The organism is Rhizobium sp. B21/90, from assembly GCF_019355815.1.
Lineage (GTDB): Bacteria > Pseudomonadota > Alphaproteobacteria > Rhizobiales > Rhizobiaceae > Rhizobium > Rhizobium rhododendri.
Genome location: NZ_CP072162.1, coordinates 2,541,944 through 2,558,694 on the forward strand (window position 1 = coordinate 2,541,944; position 16,751 = coordinate 2,558,694).

21 protein-coding genes and 1 pseudogene are annotated in these 16,751 nt (G+C 60.8%); 7 read left to right on the plus strand and 15 right to left on the minus strand.

The window, feature by feature from the left end; genetic code table 11:
* The first annotated feature begins 32 nt into the window (after nt 1-32).
* Genes accB through aat form a run of 3 tightly spaced genes read left to right on the plus strand, consistent with a single transcriptional unit; the run spans nt 33 to nt 2,478 of the window.
* Nucleotides 33-500: an acetyl-CoA carboxylase biotin carboxyl carrier protein gene (accB, locus tag J5278_RS12170; RefSeq protein ID WP_209183577.1), complete on the plus strand. Its 468-nt coding sequence runs from the start codon at nt 33-35 to the stop codon at nt 498-500.
* Between the two features lie 7 nt (nt 501-507).
* On the plus strand, nt 508-1,860 hold the full coding sequence (gene accC, locus J5278_RS12175) for an acetyl-CoA carboxylase biotin carboxylase subunit (protein WP_209183576.1): 1,353 nt from the start codon (nt 508-510) through the stop codon (nt 1,858-1,860).
* Nucleotides 1,861-1,863: 3 nt separating this feature from the next.
* The gene (gene aat, locus J5278_RS12180; protein ID WP_209183575.1) at nt 1,864-2,478 is read left to right on the plus strand and encodes a leucyl/phenylalanyl-tRNA--protein transferase; all 615 of its coding nucleotides are present in this window, start codon (nt 1,864-1,866) and stop codon (nt 2,476-2,478) included.
* 297 nt (nt 2,479-2,775) lie between these two features.
* Here the strand turns inward: aat and J5278_RS12185 are convergent, their stop codons facing one another.
* The 5 genes from J5278_RS12185 to gatB all read right to left on the minus strand — a co-directional run bounded on the left by J5278_RS12185 (nt 2,776) and on the right by gatB (nt 6,633).
* Entirely contained in the window at nt 2,776-3,213 is a 438-nt protein-coding gene (locus tag J5278_RS12185; RefSeq protein WP_142828979.1) for a DUF2155 domain-containing protein, read from the minus strand.
* A gap of 108 nt (nt 3,214-3,321) precedes the next feature.
* Nucleotides 3,322-3,720, minus strand: coding sequence for an NADH:ubiquinone oxidoreductase subunit NDUFA12 (locus J5278_RS12190; protein WP_142828981.1), 399 nt, complete (start codon nt 3,718-3,720; stop codon nt 3,322-3,324).
* A gap of 109 nt (nt 3,721-3,829) precedes the next feature.
* Nucleotides 3,830-4,291, minus strand: a complete 462-nt coding sequence (locus J5278_RS12195) for a GNAT family N-acetyltransferase (protein WP_209183574.1) — start codon at nt 4,289-4,291, stop codon at nt 3,830-3,832.
* Between the two features lie 330 nt (nt 4,292-4,621).
* The gene (locus J5278_RS12200; RefSeq protein ID WP_209183573.1) at nt 4,622-5,125 is read right to left on the minus strand and encodes a GNAT family N-acetyltransferase; all 504 of its coding nucleotides are present in this window, start codon (nt 5,123-5,125) and stop codon (nt 4,622-4,624) included.
* A gap of 2 nt (nt 5,126-5,127) precedes the next feature.
* Nucleotides 5,128-6,633: an Asp-tRNA(Asn)/Glu-tRNA(Gln) amidotransferase subunit GatB gene (gatB, locus tag J5278_RS12205; RefSeq protein WP_209183572.1), complete on the minus strand. Its 1,506-nt coding sequence runs from the start codon at nt 6,631-6,633 to the stop codon at nt 5,128-5,130.
* A 180-nt stretch (nt 6,634-6,813) separates the two neighbouring features.
* On the opposite strand from gatB, the gene J5278_RS12210 reads away from it, so the two are divergent.
* Nucleotides 6,814-7,296 (plus strand): DUF1810 domain-containing protein, encoded by a 483-nt coding sequence (locus J5278_RS12210; protein ID WP_209183571.1) that lies wholly within the window; start codon nt 6,814-6,816, stop codon nt 7,294-7,296.
* Here J5278_RS12210 and J5278_RS12215 read toward each other — a convergent pair.
* From J5278_RS12215 to gatC, 4 genes are all read right to left on the minus strand, one after another.
* Entirely contained in the window at nt 7,278-7,787 is a 510-nt protein-coding gene (locus J5278_RS12215) for an N-acetyltransferase (RefSeq protein WP_209183570.1), read from the minus strand. The genes J5278_RS12210 and J5278_RS12215 overlap by 19 nt on opposite strands.
* A gap of 206 nt (nt 7,788-7,993) precedes the next feature.
* On the minus strand, nt 7,994-8,170 hold the full coding sequence (locus tag J5278_RS12220) for a hypothetical protein (RefSeq protein WP_209184143.1): 177 nt from the start codon (nt 8,168-8,170) through the stop codon (nt 7,994-7,996).
* A 284-nt stretch (nt 8,171-8,454) separates the two neighbouring features.
* On the minus strand, nt 8,455-9,936 hold the full coding sequence (gene gatA / locus J5278_RS12225) for an Asp-tRNA(Asn)/Glu-tRNA(Gln) amidotransferase subunit GatA (RefSeq protein WP_209183569.1): 1,482 nt from the start codon (nt 9,934-9,936) through the stop codon (nt 8,455-8,457).
* 60 nt (nt 9,937-9,996) lie between these two features.
* Entirely contained in the window at nt 9,997-10,284 is a 288-nt protein-coding gene (gene gatC / locus J5278_RS12230) for an Asp-tRNA(Asn)/Glu-tRNA(Gln) amidotransferase subunit GatC (protein WP_209183568.1), read from the minus strand.
* Nucleotides 10,285-10,491: 207 nt separating this feature from the next.
* Between gatC and J5278_RS12235 the strand changes: the two genes are divergently transcribed.
* Nucleotides 10,492-11,340: a M48 family metallopeptidase gene (locus J5278_RS12235; protein ID WP_209183567.1), complete on the plus strand. Its 849-nt coding sequence runs from the start codon at nt 10,492-10,494 to the stop codon at nt 11,338-11,340.
* An 85-nt stretch (nt 11,341-11,425) separates the two neighbouring features.
* Here the strand turns inward: J5278_RS12235 and J5278_RS12240 are convergent, their stop codons facing one another.
* Nucleotides 11,426-12,136: a metal-dependent hydrolase gene (locus J5278_RS12240; RefSeq protein WP_209183566.1), complete on the minus strand. Its 711-nt coding sequence runs from the start codon at nt 12,134-12,136 to the stop codon at nt 11,426-11,428.
* 127 nt (nt 12,137-12,263) lie between these two features.
* Here J5278_RS12240 and ruvX point away from each other — a divergent pair, with 127 nt between their 5' ends.
* The gene (gene ruvX, locus J5278_RS12245) at nt 12,264-12,758 is read left to right on the plus strand and encodes a Holliday junction resolvase RuvX (protein WP_209183565.1); all 495 of its coding nucleotides are present in this window, start codon (nt 12,264-12,266) and stop codon (nt 12,756-12,758) included.
* On the opposite strand, the gene J5278_RS12250 is transcribed toward ruvX, so the two are convergent.
* The 3 genes from J5278_RS12250 to J5278_RS12260 all read right to left on the minus strand — a co-directional run bounded on the left by J5278_RS12250 (nt 12,695) and on the right by J5278_RS12260 (nt 13,961).
* Nucleotides 12,695-13,027, minus strand: coding sequence for a DUF6105 family protein (locus J5278_RS12250; RefSeq protein ID WP_142829001.1), 333 nt, complete (start codon nt 13,025-13,027; stop codon nt 12,695-12,697). The genes ruvX and J5278_RS12250 overlap by 64 nt on opposite strands.
* Nucleotides 13,024-13,194: a hypothetical protein gene (locus tag J5278_RS12255; protein WP_209183564.1), complete on the minus strand. Its 171-nt coding sequence runs from the start codon at nt 13,192-13,194 to the stop codon at nt 13,024-13,026. The genes J5278_RS12250 and J5278_RS12255 overlap by 4 nt, the downstream gene beginning before the upstream one ends.
* Before the next feature lie 104 nt (nt 13,195-13,298).
* A complete protein-coding gene (locus tag J5278_RS12260) occupies nt 13,299-13,961 on the minus strand; it encodes a TetR/AcrR family transcriptional regulator (RefSeq protein ID WP_209183563.1) in 663 nt (220 codons plus the stop codon).
* A 130-nt stretch (nt 13,962-14,091) separates the two neighbouring features.
* Here J5278_RS12260 and J5278_RS12265 point away from each other — a divergent pair.
* Nucleotides 14,092-14,244 (plus strand): annotated as a pseudogene (locus J5278_RS12265) (PIN domain nuclease); the annotation flags it as partial.
* 11 nt (nt 14,245-14,255) lie between these two features.
* On the opposite strand, the gene J5278_RS12270 reads toward J5278_RS12265, so the two are convergent.
* Both J5278_RS12270 and J5278_RS12275 read right to left on the minus strand, forming a co-directional pair.
* The gene (locus tag J5278_RS12270; protein ID WP_209183562.1) at nt 14,256-14,873 is read right to left on the minus strand and encodes a GNAT family N-acetyltransferase; all 618 of its coding nucleotides are present in this window, start codon (nt 14,871-14,873) and stop codon (nt 14,256-14,258) included.
* Nucleotides 14,874-14,911: 38 nt separating this feature from the next.
* A complete protein-coding gene (locus J5278_RS12275) occupies nt 14,912-16,570 on the minus strand; it encodes an acyl-CoA dehydrogenase family protein (RefSeq protein ID WP_209183561.1) in 1,659 nt (552 codons plus the stop codon).
* Nucleotides 16,571-16,751: the final 181 nt, after the last annotated feature.

Below are 16,751 nucleotides of genomic sequence, written 5' to 3' on the forward strand. Positions count from 1 at the left end.
CGCAATAACAAGAATGACACAGGGCAAATTCCATGGCTGACAACAAACCGGGTATCGACGAGGCACTGATCCGCAATCTCGCAAACATCCTCAACGAGACCGATCTGACGGAGATCGAGGTCGAACAGGACGATCTGCGCATCCGCGTTTCCCGCGCCGGCACGACTCAGTATGTCCAGGCGCCGATGATGACAGCGCCGCAGCAGCAGATGGCAGCACCTGCCGCAGCCGTTGCCGCCGCTCCGGCAGCCCCTGCGCGCAACCCCGACAACGTCGTTCTGGCGCCGATGGTCGGTACGGTCTACATGGCGTCCGCTCCCGGCGCCCGCGCCTTCATCGAAGTCGGCGCCATGGTCAAGGAAGGCCAGACGCTGCTGATCATCGAAGCCATGAAGACGATGAACCAGATCCCTGCGCCGAAGTCCGGCAAGGTGACAGAAATCCTCATCGAAGACGGGCGGCCGGTCGAATATGGCGAAGCTCTCGTCATCATCGAGTAGTAGGCCCATGCCCATGATTTCCAAGATCCTCATAGCCAATCGCGGCGAGATCGCCCTTCGCGTGCTGCGCGCCTGCAAGGAGCTCGGCATTCCGTGCGTGGCCGTTCACTCGACGGCCGATGCCGATGCGATGCATGTGCGGCTTGCTGACGAGAGCGTCTGCATCGGCCCCCCGCAGGCACGCGATAGCTATCTCAACATTCACCAGATCGTTGCTGCCTGCGAGATCACCGGCGCAGATGCCGTGCATCCCGGCTACGGTTTCCTGTCCGAGAACGCCAAGTTCGCCGATATACTCGAGGCCCACGGCATCACCTTCATCGGCCCGACGGCCGAACATATCCGGCTGATGGGCGACAAGATCACCGCCAAGCTGACGGCTGTCGAACTCGGCATTCCGGTCGTGCCGGGCTCCGACGGCGAAGTGAAGACCGAAGCCGAAGCCATCAAGACGGCTGCCGAAATCGGCTATCCCGTGCTGATCAAGGCGACGGCCGGCGGCGGCGGACGCGGCATGAAGCTGGCGCACTCGCCGGACGATGTGCTCGAGGCCTGGTCGACGGCGCGCTCGGAATCGCTTGCTGCCTTTGGCAACGACGCCGTCTACATGGAAAAATATCTGACGACGCCGCGCCATATCGAAGTCCAGGTGTTCGGCGACGGCGAAGGCAACGCCATCCACCTCGGCGAGCGCGACTGCTCGCTGCAGCGCCGTCACCAGAAGGTCTGGGAAGAAGCCAATTCGCCGGCGCTCAATGTCGAGCAGCGGATGAAGATCGGCCAGATCTGCGCCGATGCCATGAAGAAGCTGAAATATCGCGGCGCCGGCACCATCGAGTTTCTCTATGAAAATGGCGAGTTCTATTTCATCGAAATGAACACCCGCCTGCAGGTCGAGCATCCCGTAACGGAAGCAATCACCGGCATCGACCTCGTCCACGAGCAGATCCGCGTCGCCTCCGGCGGCGGTCTTTCGGTGACGCAGGACGAAGTGCATTTCCAGGGCCACGCCATCGAATGCCGTATCAACGCCGAGGATGCGCGCACCTTCGTGCCCTCGCCCGGCACGATCACGCATTTCCATGCACCGGGCGGTCTTGGCGTGCGCATCGATTCTGGGGTGTATCAGGGCTACAAGATCCCGCCCTACTACGACAGCCTGATCGGCAAGCTGATCGTTCACGGCCGCACCCGCGTCGAATGCATGATGCGGCTTCGTCGTGCACTCGACGAATTCGTCGTCGACGGCATCAAAACCACCCTGCCGCTATTCCAGGATCTTGTCTCCAACCAGGATATCGCCAATGGCGATTACGATATCCACTGGCTGGAGCACTACCTTGAAAAGCCGGTAGAGTAAGCAATGGTAGGCTCCCGCAGAAGATCGCAAGGGCTTACCCCCGAGATCCTTCTGCGGGCCTATTCCATCGGCCTTTTTCCGATGGCCGAATCGGCAGACGATCCGGAGATTTTCTGGGTCGAGCCTGAGATGCGTGGTATCCTGCCGCTCGACGGGTTCCACATCTCCAAAAGTCTCGCCAAGACGGTCCGCAAATCCCCCTTCGACATCCGCTTCGATTACGATTTCGACGCCGTCATATCAGCCTGCGGCGAGGCCACGACCGGCCGGCCATCCACCTGGATCAACTCCACCATCCGCAGCCTCTACTCTGCCCTCCACCGCGTCGGCCACACCCATTCGGTCGAAGCCTGGGAAGGCAACCAGCTCGTCGGCGGCCTGTACGGCGTCTCGCTCGGCTCGGCGTTTTTTGGCGAAAGCATGTTTTCGCGCAGAACGGATGCCTCGAAGATCTGCCTGGTGCATCTCGTGGAGCGCCTGCGGGAAAAGCGGTTCACGCTGCTGGACACCCAGTTCACGACCGAGCACCTCAAGAACTTCGGCGCCATCGATGTGCCAAAGGACGAGTATGCGGTGCTGTTGAAGGCGGCGATGGAAAGCCGCAATCTGAAATTCTGAAGACGCCGTTGGTAGAGGACTTCAGCGCGGTTTACTTTTCCGTCCTATGAATGGGATGGAAAGCGCGATCCCCGGCCTCCCTCATTCCTGTGCTTGTCACAGGAATCCAGCCGCCCAAGTCCTTGGGCCAAAGACTACTTCCACGACGCAGCCTCCTCTCACGGCGCAGACGCGCCGTGGCTGGATTCCTGTGACAAGCACAGGAATGAGGCTGGCTGTAGTTGGAAGTGCACTTGAGGCGAGCGGAGATAGGTCGAACTGCGCGGAACAACACTGTCCAAAAACCCACACCACACCCTAATTCGTCTTCGCAGCATCCGGTGGCGGGACGTCGGACTTTTGTTTGCACTCTTTCAGCCAGACGTCGTAGATCGGGTGTTCGACGGCGTTGAGGCCGGGGCTGTCGGCGAACATCCAGCCGGTGAAGATGCGGCGGATGCGGCGGTCGAGCGTGATTTCGTCGACCTCGACGAAGCCGTCGACCTTTTGCTGCTCGGCATCGTCGCGCGAATAGCAGGCTTTTGGCGTCACCTGAAGGGCGCCGAATTGGACGGTTTCGTTCAGGTATACGTCGAATGTGGTGATGCGGCCTGTGATCTTGTCGAGGCCTGAAAACACTGCGACAGGATTGGAGATACGGGCGGCTTCGGCCGGGGCGGATACTGCAATGGCGCCAAGGGCAAACATCGCTGCGGTCGCCGCACGCAAAGAAGCGCCTCGCGTGAAAAACGTCATATCCGCCAGTCTCCAGCGTGGTATCGGTCGGCAGAGCTCATGCGATGAGCAGCCGGTTTACAGCGCGTAAACGCCAAATGTGGCCAAAGCGCGGGTTGGACGATCCGATCAGTTGCCGGGCGTCCACGCATCGTAATCGCCGGTGACGCGCGGGCGCTCGCCGGCAACGGCAAGCGAACCCGGCGGACGATAGGCCTGCGGCGTGCCCGTCAGGTTCTGCTTGTGAGCCTTCTGCCATTCCTTGGGGACATAGGTCTCCTCCGAGGGCGGAACGTCTGTGCGATGGTGCATCCAGCCGTGCCAGCCCGGCGGGATGGCCGAGGCTTCGGCATAGCCGTTGTAGACGACGTAGCGCTTACGCAGGCCGTAGGACGACATGCCGCCTTCATAGTAGACGTTGCCGGCCTCATCCTCGCCGACGCGCTTGCCGAAGCGCCAGATCGCCAGCCGGGTGCCGACAGTCGCACCGTTCCACCAAGTGAAGGTCAGCAGCAGGAATTTCATCATTGTCTTTTCCTCGAGGCCCGGCGAAACGGCGCGGGCGGGAGCAGAATTCGATCCAAAGCTTATGCCGCCGGAAGAAGTTATTGTCCAGCGATTCCAGCCGCTCCGGCTGTCATTTCAGCGCCATCTTGAAGCCCAGATGGCTCGGCTTGAAGCCCAGCCGCTCGTAGAAGCGATGGGCATCCTTGCGGGTCGCGTTGGATGTCAGTTGCACCAGTCTTGCGCCACGACGCTTTGCGTCCGCGATACAGTGGTCGATCATCGCGGCACCGATCCCCTGCCCGCGCATGTCGTCGCGCGTCTGCACCGCCTCGATGATCATTGCCGACCCGCCCCGGCCCGTGAGCGAGGTGGTGAACATGGTCTGGAAGGCGCCGACGACTTCGCCGTTGCGCGCCGCGACATAAAGGGTCTGGTCGGGCGAGGCTGCGATTGTGCGGAAGGCTTCGAGATAAGCGGGGAACGCTTCCGCATCCAGCGTGTCGCCATGGCCGCCGAGCGGGTCGGCCGCAAACAGCGCGATCAGGGCGGGCAGGTCTGCCTCGCGGGCTTCGCGGATGGTCAGGCTGGTCATGGAGTTCTACCTTCGTGGCTGGCCATCTGGTGGCTGGTTCATGGCACCGTCTGCATCGTATTCATCTCGCCGAGACTGCAGCGAGTACCCCCCCTCTGTCGGCTACGCCGACATCTCCCCCACGAGGGGGAGATCAGCCGCAACCGCCGGGTCGCCTGACCAAAGGGAAAAGAAACTTCACTGCCTTTGGGACAGGCGATGCATCTCCAGCCAATCTCCCCCCTTGTGGGGGAGATGTCACGAAGTGACAGAGGGGGGCGAGCTTGCGCCGGATGAAATGATGCCGGGTCAGCCAGCAACGCGATGGAAAGCGGAGAGACATTCTGTCGATCAGTGGTTCGTCAGCGCGCGCTCGAACACCAGTGTCGGCAAGCCGGATTGCTTCGGCCCATCATTCTTGTTCCGACCGACTTCATCGAAGCCGAGGCTCTGGTAGAAAGCAATGGCCGGTGCATTTTCCGGCTCCACCTCGACACGCATCCGGTCGGCATCTGGAAAACAGGTCTCGAGCTCCGCGAAGAGATCGCGACCGATACCCTGCCGCTGCGCCGACGGCCGGACGTAGAGCATGTGCAACACGGCGACCTTGGCCGTCTCCTCGGACAGGGCCGCGTAACCCATGCCGCCGAGCTCCTTGCCGTCATCGGCGACGACAAACTCCGAATCCTTCTTCTCCAGGCGCGTTTTCAGCGCTGCAGCCGAATGCCACGACGCATGGATCTCCTCGACCTTGGCTGCGCCGTAGAGATTGTCGTAGGTCGCATGCCAGGTCTCGTTCAGCAGCGCGCGGACTTTGTCGAGGTCGCGGGCGCTGGCGGTGCGCACGAAGTACATCCCTACTCCTCAACGATGCCGAGCTTGGCCTTGACCAGAGCCTGCACGGCCTGCGGGTTTGCCTTGCCGCCGGTCGACTTCATCACCTGGCCGACGAACCAGCCGGCGAGTGTCGGCTTGGCCAGCACTTTGGCGACCTGATCCGGGTTGGCAGCGATGATCTCATCGACCGCCTTTTCGATGGCGCCGGTATCCGTCACCTGGCGCATGCCGCGGCTCTCGACGATCTCGGCCGGATTGCCACCCTCGGTAAGGACGATCTCGAAGACATCCTTGGCAATCTTGCCGGAGATGGCCTCGGACTTGATCAGGTCGAGAATACCGCCGAGCTGGATTGCGGAAACCGGAGTCTCTTCAATGCTTTTACCGGTTCTGTTCAAGGCGCCCAACAAGTCGTTGATGACCCAGTTTGCGGCCATCTTGCCATCGCGGCCGGCGGCCAGTGCCTCGTAATAATCGGCAATCGCCTTCTCGGAGACCAACACCGACGCGTCGTAGACGGAGAGGCCGAGTTCGCGCACGAAGCGCTCCTTCTTGGCATCCGGCAACTCCGGCAGATCCTTGGCGAGTTCGGCGATGAAGGCATCGTCGAATTCCAGAGGCAAAAGGTCCGGATCGGGGAAATAGCGGTAGTCGTGCGCGTCTTCCTTGGAGCGCATCGAGCGGGTCTCACCCTTGGCCGGATCGAACAGCCGGGTTTCCTGGTCGATGGAGCCGCCATCTTCCAGAATGGCGATCTGGCGGCGGGCTTCGTATTCGATGGCCTGGCCGATGAAGCGGATGGAGTTGACGTTCTTGATCTCGCAGCGCGTGCCGAAATCGCCGCCGGGCTTGCGCACGGAAACGTTCACGTCGGCGCGCATCGAGCCCTCGTCCATGTTGCCGTCGCAGGTACCGAGATAGCGTACGATCGAGCGCAGCTTGGTCATGTAGGCCTTGGCTTCGTCGGACGAGCGCATGTCGGGCTTGGAGACGATCTCCATCAGCGCCACGCCGGAGCGGTTGAGGTCGACATAGGACATGGTGGCGTGCTGGTCGTGCATCGACTTGCCGGCGTCCTGCTCGAGGTGAAGGCGCTCGATACCGATCTCGATGTCCTCGAACTGGCCCTGGCGATCAGGGCCGAGCGAGATGACGATCTGGCCTTCGCCGACGATCGGGTCCTTGAACTGCGAGATCTGGTAGCCCTGCGGCAGGTCGGGATAGAAATAGTTCTTGCGGTCGAACAGCGAGCGCTTGTTGATCTGCGCCTTCAGGCCGAGGCCGGTGCGCACCGCCTGCTTGACGCATTCCTCGTTGATCACGGGGAGCATCCCGGGCATGGCGGCATCGACCAGCGAGACGTTGGAATTGGCCGGTTTGCCGAACTCGGTGGAGGCGCCGGAGAACAACTTCGACTTGGAGAGAACCTGCGCATGCACCTCCATGCCGATGACCACTTCCCAGTCGCCTGTGGCGCCGGGAATGAAGCGTTTCGGATCGGGCGTGCGGACGTCGACAAGGGTCATGGGATGCTCTTCAAAGGCTGGATTTCTTGTCTGTGAGGTAAAGGAAATGGCTTTGGCGTGCAAGGCTTTCGGGTGCTGCAGACGGCAATTGATCGACGCCGGCGCCCCGTCGCCGGCCATTGCCTTGCCGGAATGGCGGCGCGCCCAAAATATAGATGACGCGCACGCAGGAGAATGACGATGGCCGCTTCGACCGACCCCCATGACCTCGACAGGTTTGTCGAGGCGCAGGCTAGCATATACGAACAGGCGCTGGCGGAACTCCTGGCCGGCGCTAAGCGCTCGCACTGGATGTGGTTCGTCTTTCCGCAGATCGCCGGGCTTGGTACATCTTCGATGGCGCAGCGATATGCGATCCGCTCCAAGGAGGAAGCCTTGGCTTATATCTCCCACCCGCTGCTCGGGAAGCGGCTGACGGCCTGCGCGCAGGTAATGCTCTCTGCCGGAGGTACGGCAAACGGCGGGCGCTCTGCCCACGCCATCCTCGGTTCTCCCGACGATCTGAAATTCCGATCGAGCATGACGCTCTTTGCAGCTGTCAGCGGGCGCGATTCGCTTTTCCAGCGGGCACTCGATCGCTTCTTCGACGGGATCCCCGACGACCGGACGCTGGCCCTCATAGGAAGCGGAGACCTCGACCCCTTTCAGAAGCTGCTGCCGTAAAGGTCGTCGTCCGGCGGAAGCAGCGATTTAGACAGGCCGACGGTCGGCAGATCCCGGTCGAGGGAGGGCGAATAGACGACGGACAGCCAGTGGACGGTATAACCATGCGCCTTGAAGAAGCCGATAGCCTCGGCATTGCCGGAGTGGGTCTGCAGCGCTGCGGTGTCGAAGCCCTGGGCAGCAATATCGCTCTCGATCTGCGCCAGCAGGGCCGAACCCAGTCCCTGCCTGAGTTCGTCAGGGTCGATCCAGAAATCCGTGATGTTCTCGTCCAGCTTTTCACGCGCCGCCCAGCCGCAGGCAACCCCGTGATTTTCGACAACGGTGATCGTCAGCCAGGAGTCGCGGGTAAAATTCGAGAAGGAGTCCCTCGCGCCGTCCATCATGACGTCGCTGTCCCCAATCGCCGCCATGGCCTTCTGCCAGGCGCGAAGCCCGATGTTGGTCAGGATCTCCGTCTCGCCTTCATGGGCATTGCGAATGTGAATCATGAGCACCCCACGCGTTACTGACCCAGTAAAACATTTGATGACAGCTTTTGCCAGATGCTCAGCGAAGCTGGCTAAGAGACAGTCACGGTTTCCGTGGCTGTACACAACCGCTGGTCAGCGAGACCTTATTGAGCGGGAGAGCCTTTGGTGCCGCCAACGAGGCAAGGCCCGGATTGATGACTTTGGTTCCGGGCTTCTACGTCCGCTCAATCAGAACCCAAACCGGCAGGAAGTAAATCGAGATAGCCCAACAGGACGTAGACAAGCGCGAAGACGATCACCACCATCAGCAGATAGCAACCGACCTCCAGCGCGACTTTGATCATATCGGTCGGCTTGGACGAGGTCCGTTGGTCGTGATGCCACTTAATGGCGAAGAACATGCCCGTTCCTAGCGCCAGAACTTTGAACGTAATGAATAATATAGGGACCCAATCCATGGTTTGAATATTTCCTGGCTATTGATCGACGCCCATAACGATCTCCGAGGAAGTCAAACGGGTCGTAGCGCGCGTGTACATGAAGGCACTTTGCCAGGATGCTCGAGGGCGTCCATAAGCTCCGGCACGTGCTGAGCGCACCATACCGACGGGGTTTCAATTCATCCATTGCGGACGAATGTTACATCGAGCCCGCGATCTCCGACCGCGAACCCCAATTCAGGCTCTTACCACCACTTGGCAGGCGTGAACTTGCCGGCTGCCTGCTCGATGACATGAGCGGTCTTGAACAGAGTTTCCTCGTCGAACGGCTTGCCGATGAGCTGCAGTCCAAGCGGCAGGCCCTTCGCGTCAAGACCGGCGGGGACGGCGATGCCTGGCAGGCCAGCCATGTTGACGGTCACCGTGAAGATGTCGTTGAGGTACATCTTGACCGGGTCAGCGGCCAGTTCCTCGTCGGCAATGCCGAAGGCGGAGGACGGCGTGGCTGGCGTGAGGATGGCATCGACACCGGCATGGAAGGCAAGTTCGAAGTCGCGCTTGATCAGCGTACGGACTTTTTGCGCCTGCAGGTAATAGGCATCGTAATAGCCGGCCGACAACACATAGGTGCCGATCATGATGCGGCGCTTGACCTCGGTGCCGAAGCCCGCAGCGCGGGTCTTCTCGTACATGTCGAGGATGTCCTTGCCGTCGATGCGCAGGCCGTAGCGTACGCCGTCATAGCGGGCAAGGTTCGACGAGGCTTCAGCCGGAGCGACGATATAGTAGGCCGGCAGCGCATATTTGGTGTGCGGCAGCGAGATATCGACGATCTCGGCGCCGGCATCCTTCAGCCAGGCAATGCCCTTCTGCCAAAGGGTCTCGATTTCGCCGGGCATACCCTCGACTCGGTATTCGCGTGGAATGCCGATCTTCATGCCCTTCAGCGACTGGCCGAGCGCTGCCTCATAGTCGGGGACGGGAAGATCGACCGATGTGGTGTCCTTGGCGTCGACAGATGCCATCGACTTCAGGAGGATGGCGGCATCGCGCACGTCCCGGGCAATCGGGCCGGCCTGGTCGAGCGACGAGGCGAAGGCGACGATGCCCCAGCGCGAGCAGCGGCCATAGGTCGGCTTGATGCCGACGGTGCCCGTGAAGGCGGCTGGCTGGCGGATCGACCCGCCGGTGTCTGTGGCTGTGGCGCCGGCGCAGAGATGGGCCGCAACCGCTGCAGCAGACCCGCCGGAGGAACCGCCGGGAACCAGCTGCTGGTCCGAGCCCGTGGCGCGCCAGGGGTTGATGACCGGGCCGTAATAGGAGCTTTCGTTCGACGAGCCCATGGCGAATTCGTCCATGTTCAATTTGCCGAGCATGACGGCGCCGTCGTTCCAGAGGTTCTGGGTGACGGTCGATTCGTAGCGAGGCTCGAAACCGTCGAGGATGTGGCTGCAGGCCTGGGTGTGGACGCCTTCCGTGCCGAACAGGTCCTTGATACCGAGCGGAATGCCTTCGAGCGCACCGGCCGAACCAGCGGCGATACGAGCGTCCGAGGCCTTGGCCATCTCCAGAGCCTTGTCGGGCGTCACCTTGATATAGGCATTCAGCGCGCCATTGGCCGCGTCGATGGCCGCAACGTAGGCGGTCGCAAGCTCGGTCGCGGTGATCTCCTTGCCACGCAGCTTATCGCGGGCTTCGGCAATGGTCAGGCTGGTCAGTTCGCTCATGATCGGTTCACTTCAGGTCTGGAAAGGCTGCGGTCGGATGGATCGGAACGGCTCGAATGCCTATTCGACGACCTTCGGAACGAGGAAGAAATTGCGGTCGGTGAGCGGCGCATTGGCGACGACGTCATCAGCCTTGCTGCCGTCAGTTACGGCGTCTTCGCGCTTCTTCATGGCCATCGGCGTGACCGAGGTCATCGGCACGATACCCGTCACATCAACCTCGGAGAGCTGCTCGACAAAACCGAGTATACCGTTGAGCTCGCCGACCATGCGGTTGGCTTCGTCCTCGGTAACGGCGATGCGGGCAAGGCGCGCAACGCGCTTGACGATGGCAAGATCGACGGACATGAAATTCTCCGGCTGGGATGTGTTTCCCACGCTATAAAGGCCATGTCCGTCGGGTGCAACTGCCAAGGCGGCATCAACCGGACGAGTGGCGGAAATTAAAAGAGTGTTAACAACATAGACCTTTTGGCCTTTGCAGATTTTATTATCGCTTCCCAATATCTGCAATCTACGGTTTTTTCCCATAGTGCACTGTGGGGAGAAAAACTCATGACGTTTGAAATTTCTAAAATCCGCCATCCCAAAGAGAAGTTTTATGGTTCGCTGATGCTGCTCATCGGCAGCCTGATCTGGTTCCTGTTGGCAGCAGCCCTGCTAATAGCGGCATCGAAGAATATCGGAATGGCTTTGATTTTCGTGTTCTACATCGGCATTTTATGGTTCGTCAGCTTTGTCGCCCGGGCCTTGCTGCGCGCCTACATGATTGGCCATTACGTAATGGTCAGCCAGCAGCAATTTCCACAACTTCAAAAGATGGTCGAAGACGGTGCCAGGCAACTCGGGATGGAAGCGCCAACGGCCTTCGTCTATAATTCCAGCGGTGTCATGAATGCCATGGCGCTTACGCTCGTCGGGCGGACCAAATATATCTGGCTAACGTCGCAGCTCATCGATGCGGACAATGACGAGCAGGTTCGTTTCGTGATCGGCCATGAACTCGGTCATCACGCAGCCGGCCATCTCAACACAATTCCTATGCTGCTTCATCTGCCAGCTCATATCGTGCCATTTCTCGGCGCGGCATATTCGCGTGCACGCGAGTTGACGTGCGACCGCGTCGGCCTGGTCGTCGCGAATAATATTCAAGCATCCCGGACCGCATTGCAGATGCTGGCATGCGGCAGCGCCCGTTTGAACGCCCAGTTGAATACGGCAGCGTTTGAGGCGCAGGAGCGGATGGTGCCATCCGTGGCCGGATTCTTCCTGCATATCTTTTCGCATTATCCACGCCTCACGCGGCGGGTCGAAGCATTGGGCCAGTGGGCACAGGGTACTGGCACGGTCTCGGCATCTCAAACCGGCCCGTCCAGCAGACGCGTCGAGCCAACGCTGGCTTAACGGTCGCGATCACGAATGAATATTCCGACATGCCGGCATATCTAGGTGCCGGCATGTCTTGCAGCTTTATCCTCGACTAAACGCCTTAGAACGAAATTGCCTCACCGACCTTCGGCACGACGACCTTGGCGGCTGCGCCTTCCATGGCGGTGACGAACTTTTCGGCCGTCGCATCGATGATCGGGAAGGTGCCGTAGTGGCAGGGGATCACCGACTTGAAGTTGAAGAAGCGCTGGCAGGCAAGCGCAGCCACAGCACCGCCCATGGTGTAGCGGTCGCCGATCGGCACCAGGCCGATTTCAGGCTGGTGCAATTCGTTGATCAGCGCCATGTCGCCGAAGATATCGGTATCGCCCATGTGGTAGAGGGTCGGCGCGTCATCGAAATGCAGGACGAGGCCGTTCGGATTGCCGAGCGCGTGCGAAACGCCGTCTTCCGTTTGCTGGGCCGACGAATGCAGGGCGTTAGTGAAGGTGACGGTGAAGCCGTCGAAGTGGATCGTGCCGCCGGTGTTGCCGGATTCGATCTTCTCGACGCCTTTGCCGCCGAGCCAGGCTGCGAGATCGGCATTGGCGAGAACGATCGCGCCGGTCTCCTTGGCAATCGCTGCCGTGTCGCCCACGTGGTCGGCGTGGCCGTGTGTCAACAGGATATGGGTGACACCCTTGGACACGTCGGCAACCGTCAGGCCGGCTGCGGAGAAGGACTGGTTATAGCTCAGGAACGGGTCGATCAGGATCGTTGCCTTGGAAGTCTCGATGCGGAATGCGGCATGGCCGAGCCAGGTGACTTTCATGGGATAACTCCGTGAATTGAGGGATGCAAATTCGAACCTTGATGCTAAGGACACTAGCGACATAGCCCAAAAGGCAAAAAATGACAGTGATCCGCCGCTCAATTTCTTTTGACGAGACAATATCCCGATGACAGTCCTCACCATCGAAGAACTGGCGGAAACCCTGCTGCCGAATCAGGCGATTGCAGGCCTCGACCTCGGCACGAAGACCATTGGGCTGTCGATGTCGGATATCGGGCGACGACTGGCGACGCCACGTCCGGTGCTGCGGCGGGTGAAGTTTACGCCCGATGCTGCAGCACTGCTGGCGTTCGCGGAGAAGGAAAAAGTAGCGGCGTTCATCATCGGCCTGCCGGTCAACATGGACGGCTCGGAGGGGCCGCGGGTCCAGGCGACCCGGTCTTTCGTGCGGGCCATGTCGGACAAAACCGCCCTGCCCTTCGTCTTCTGGGACGAGCGCCTGTCGACTGTCGCGGCAGAACGTCAGCTGATCGCCATGGATGTTTCAAGGGCAAAACGTGCCGAGCGCATCGATTCCGCAGCGGCCAGCTTTATTCTTCAGGGCGCGCTCGACAGGCTGTCTTCGCTGTCCCGCAATCGATCGCCGGATCTCGAGGCCTGACGCGCCTGCCACCAGGCTGCAATCAGCTTGCGCTTGCGAAAGCCGATCAGCGCGAAGACCACGAGACTATCGACGATGATAGCGCGCAGCACCAGCGGTGGGATCGATTCCGGGGGTAGCCCGAGGACTTTACCGTAGACCTGAAATGTCAGGTCGTGAACCTCGCGGGTGTACATGAATATGCCGAAACTGATGTCGTAGTAGGACAGCCAGTACCAGCTGCCGAGGAAGAAGATCGGCCCGCCCCAGAACAGCAGAAACCATTTCATGCGGCCTCTCCCCGATATGCGACGCCATCTCCGCTGCAAAGGACCAGCTCGCTCACCAGCGCCAATGAGCCCAAAATCACCGCAGGCACTGCAATATTGAGAGCCAGGACGGCGAAAAACATCATTGAAATCAGGAATAGAGCGGCTTTAGCCGGTTTTGCTGTCATGGCCACACTGGTTAACAATTGATGATCTCGCCACCTTGTGCCGTCAGCCGGCCTCCCGCAACGTAAACCATTCGTTAAGGTTAACGGCCTGTGGAGAACTTGCCTCAGCCGTAGACGGCACGGACGATGCGCTTCAGGCCGGTCGCTGCCTTGTCCCAATCCTTCTCGCTTCTCAGCGACAATCCCGCACATTGGCCGCCGATGGCGGCCGAGAGTACCAGATGCTGGATAGCCGCGAGAATGATGGCGTTGACGGCAACCGCATCGACACCTTTGGGAGGCACAAGCGACCCGCGCATCCGGTCGATCCAGGCGGCCAGCGCCTTGGAGCGTGCCTCGGACAGTTTTCGTACCTGTTCCGTCTGTTCCGACACCTCCCAGGCGACGATGCGACGCATCAGCGGATCGGCGCGCAGTGCATCCAGGAAAAGCAGCGCCAGCCGCTCCATCAGGTCGCCGTAGGTCAGCATGAACATGCCACCGCTATCGTCTGGGATACGGTCCCTCACCCAGCTACCGAGATCGGCGCCGATGGCCTCGACCAGACCGTCGAGCCCGCCATAATAGCGGTAGATCAGTTGCTTGTCGCAGCCGGCGCGACGGGCCACGGCATTGATGCCGAACGCCTGGAAGCCGTGTTCAGCAAGAAGTGCCTTGGCGGATTCGAGGATATTGTGTTCGGTTGCAAGGCGGTTGCGCAGCGGCTTTACCGGCTCGGAGAGAAGCGCAACGGAGTTCTTCTCCAGAAGAAGGACCGAATCTGCCATATCGTTTTTGTCTGTGGTCATCGCCAGTGACTATCAGCCGGTCATTTCGCCGACAACGCAGGGCTTTTCAAAGGTTGTGGATAGCGCTGCACCAAGGAACACCGCCATAGTAAAGCGTTGGATGAACTAAAGGCTGTTGCGCGAAAAGGGCATCACCATCCGCAAGTCAATCGATCTCATCATAGGCACGTTCTGCATAGAAGAGGGCCATAGCCTTCTGCATCACGATCGCGATTTCGATCCCATGCGGGACCATCTCGGCCTGAAAGTCGTCACACACTAATTTTCGTGCAATCAAAGCCTACGCCCGAACCACACAGTGGTTTCGGAGAGCGGCGCTACGGGCGGGGACAATTGCGCAAAGCCGCGCTTCGGCCAGAAGCGCGAGGCACCGTGGTTGGCAGTGTTGGTTCCCAAGTGGATGCCGCTGACGCCGGCCTGTCGGGCCATCGTGATCCAGCGGTCAAGAAGCGCTGTGCCAATTCCCTGCTGCTGCAGGCGTGGGAGAAGGTTCATGTGCACATGCGCCGGATAGGGTTGGATGAGGCTTTCGGGCGTATGGCGGAGGTGGTGGATCATGAAGCAGCGGCGCTCGTCGGCGTTCCATTGCGACGATGGGCCGCTCGGCTCCGGATAGATCGCGCGAAGACCAGGCCACCAGTCCTCTTCAAGCCTGTCCTCGAAGGCCGCCGTGTCGAACACGCCGAGGATATAGCCACCGACACCCTCCTCGTCCTCGGCGACGAGCATGGTTTCCGGACTGAATTTCGCATAGGGGCCGACGTAGATATGCCCCATCAACCGACCATCGATGTAGAGGTGCCAGGCATCGCCGCCGGCATGGCCTGTCGCGAGCGAGATGGCGTAAAGGCTGTCGATATCGGAGGGACGAAAGCTGCGAAGCGTAACCACACGTCCCCCTTGCGTTTCGATGCGAGCCGAACTCTCCGTCAGGTCGCGGGTGGATAGAGCAGATCGACGATGTAGCTGGCGTCGAAACGGCTGTCGAGCATGCCGTAGGTCGAGCGCCAGCCGCCGGCCAGACGCGTTTCGATGAAGGCATCGGCGACTTTGCCGGCACCGAGCCGGTAGAGTTCGGCGGCGGCGGTAGCCAAGGCGAGCTGCTCGATCAGCAGCCGGGCAGCGCCCTCGTCGCGCTCGCAGAGCGCCATGGCGGCACGCAGCACGGCGATGGTCTTCTTGCCGGCCGGACCGAGATCGCGGGCAAGTCCGGCGAATACCGTTTCGAACAGGTCTCGACCACGGTTGAGGACGCGCAGAAGATCGAGCGCCATGACATTGCCGGAGCCTTCCCAGATGGCGTTGACCGGCGCCTCGCGGTAGTGGCGGGCAATGGGGCGTTCCTCGATATAGCCGCTGCCGCCGATGCATTCCATCGCCTCGTAGATCAGCGCCGGGGCGATCTTGCAGCACCAGTATTTGGCAACCGGGGTCATCACCCGGGCGTAGGCTGCGTCGTCGGCGCTGTCGCGGGCCTTGTCGAAGGCTTCGGCCAGACGGAACGAAAGGGCAGTCGCACCGGCGACGTCGAGCGCCATGTCTGCGAGCACGCGTGTCATGATCGGTTGGCTCACCAGCGGCTTGCCGAACACGCTGCGACCGCGCGCGTGGTGCACCGCTTCGGCGAGCGACGCGCGCATGATGCCCGACGACGCCAGCGCACAATCGAGCCGCGTCAGGGTCACCATGTCGAGAATCGTCCGGACGCCGCCATCGGGAGTGCCGAGCAGGAAGCCGAACGTGTCGGTGAATTCAACTTCGGCGGACGCATTCGAGCGGTTGCCGATCTTGTCCTTCAGGCGCTGGAAATGCAGCCCGTTGGCCGAGCCGTCCTCGAGCAGCCGTGGCACCAGGAAGCAGCCAAGCCCGTCGCCTGTCTGGGCGAGCATGACGAAGGCGTCGCTCATCGGCGCCGACAGGAACCATTTGTGGCCGGAGAGCCGATAGATGCCCTCGCCCACCCGCTCGGCCGACGTGACATTGGCGCGCACATCCGTGCCGCCCTGCTTTTCCGTCATGCCCATGCCGATGGTGACGGCGGATTTCTGCATGGCCGGCTTGTTGGTGGAATCATATTTCCGCGACAGGATTTTTGGCGCCCAGTCCTTCTGGACCGCAGGGGCTGCCATCATCGCCGCCACCGAGGCGCTGGTCATTGTCAGCGGGCAGAGATGGCCGCATTCGAGCTGCGCCGTCAGGTAAAAGCGCGCGGCTCGTACCTTGTGCGCCTGGTCCTTGGCCTCGACATCCGCCTGCGGATCCCAGATCGACGAATGCAGCCCCGCCGACATCGAGCGGCGCATCAGCGCATGCCAGGCCGGATGGAACTCGACGATATCCAGCCGCTCGCCGCGCGGACCATGGGTCTTCAACTGCGGCACGCCCTGGTTTGCCATCCGGGCCAGTTCCTGCGCCTCATGCGACGTCACGAAACGCCCCATCTGCTCGAGATCTTCGCGAATGCTGCGCGGCAGATTGGCCGTCAGGTCGACGATCAGCGGATCGGAACGATAGGCATTGATGCCGGACCAAAGGCTCGGCTGGTTCAGATCGGTCAACGGGTCTTCGTTCCGGGGCGCTTGGGTCATGATTCGCTTCTAGCCGAAGTCACCTATGGTGGAAACGTCCATGGAAAAGATTCATGGCGATGTACACAGTGGGGCTAAAATGTTGACCTATAGGGCGAGCTTCTAAATTTCGCGTCCTGGCGAACCTAAAGTTGCTGTTCGCGGCTTTGGTCCGCCAGCGCCGCATCTGGAAAATCTGACT

Bases quoted from the DNA above. Each gene is read 5' to 3' on its own strand.
- J5278_RS12260 (WP_209183563.1), bottom strand. From the start codon at position 13,961: ATGGCAGATTCGGTCCTTCTTCTGGAGAAGAACTCCGTTGCGCTTCTC.
- J5278_RS12195 (WP_209183574.1), bottom strand. From the start codon at position 4,291: ATGACCAGCCTGACCATCCGCGAAGCCCGCGAGGCAGACCTGCCCGCC.
- gatC (WP_209183568.1), bottom strand. From the start codon at position 10,284: ATGTCCGTCGATCTTGCCATCGTCAAGCGCGTTGCGCGCCTTGCCCGC.
- J5278_RS12275 (WP_209183561.1), bottom strand. From the start codon at position 16,570: ATGACCCAAGCGCCCCGGAACGAAGACCCGTTGACCGATCTGAACCAG.
- J5278_RS12250 (WP_142829001.1), bottom strand. From the start codon at position 13,027: ATGAAATGGTTTCTGCTGTTCTGGGGCGGGCCGATCTTCTTCCTCGGC.
- accB (WP_209183577.1), top strand. From the start codon at position 33: ATGGCTGACAACAAACCGGGTATCGACGAGGCACTGATCCGCAATCTC.
- J5278_RS12210 (WP_209183571.1), top strand. From the start codon at position 6,814: ATGGCCGCTTCGACCGACCCCCATGACCTCGACAGGTTTGTCGAGGCG.
- ruvX (WP_209183565.1), top strand. From the start codon at position 12,264: ATGACAGTCCTCACCATCGAAGAACTGGCGGAAACCCTGCTGCCGAAT.
- J5278_RS12215 (WP_209183570.1), bottom strand. From the start codon at position 7,787: ATGATTCACATTCGCAATGCCCATGAAGGCGAGACGGAGATCCTGACC.
- gatA (WP_209183569.1), bottom strand. From the start codon at position 9,936: ATGAGCGAACTGACCAGCCTGACCATTGCCGAAGCCCGCGATAAGCTG.
- J5278_RS12235 (WP_209183567.1), top strand. From the start codon at position 10,492: ATGACGTTTGAAATTTCTAAAATCCGCCATCCCAAAGAGAAGTTTTAT.
- aat (WP_209183575.1), top strand. From the start codon at position 1,864: ATGGTAGGCTCCCGCAGAAGATCGCAAGGGCTTACCCCCGAGATCCTT.
- accC (WP_209183576.1), top strand. From the start codon at position 508: ATGCCCATGATTTCCAAGATCCTCATAGCCAATCGCGGCGAGATCGCC.
- J5278_RS12200 (WP_209183573.1), bottom strand. From the start codon at position 5,125: ATGTACTTCGTGCGCACCGCCAGCGCCCGCGACCTCGACAAAGTCCGC.
- J5278_RS12220 (WP_209184143.1), bottom strand. From the start codon at position 8,170: ATGTTCTTCGCCATTAAGTGGCATCACGACCAACGGACCTCGTCCAAG.
- J5278_RS12185 (WP_142828979.1), bottom strand. From the start codon at position 3,213: ATGACGTTTTTCACGCGAGGCGCTTCTTTGCGTGCGGCGACCGCAGCG.
- J5278_RS12255 (WP_209183564.1), bottom strand. From the start codon at position 13,194: ATGACAGCAAAACCGGCTAAAGCCGCTCTATTCCTGATTTCAATGATG.
- J5278_RS12240 (WP_209183566.1), bottom strand. From the start codon at position 12,136: ATGAAAGTCACCTGGCTCGGCCATGCCGCATTCCGCATCGAGACTTCC.
- gatB (WP_209183572.1), bottom strand. From the start codon at position 6,633: ATGACCCTTGTCGACGTCCGCACGCCCGATCCGAAACGCTTCATTCCC.
- J5278_RS12190 (WP_142828981.1), bottom strand. From the start codon at position 3,720: ATGATGAAATTCCTGCTGCTGACCTTCACTTGGTGGAACGGTGCGACT.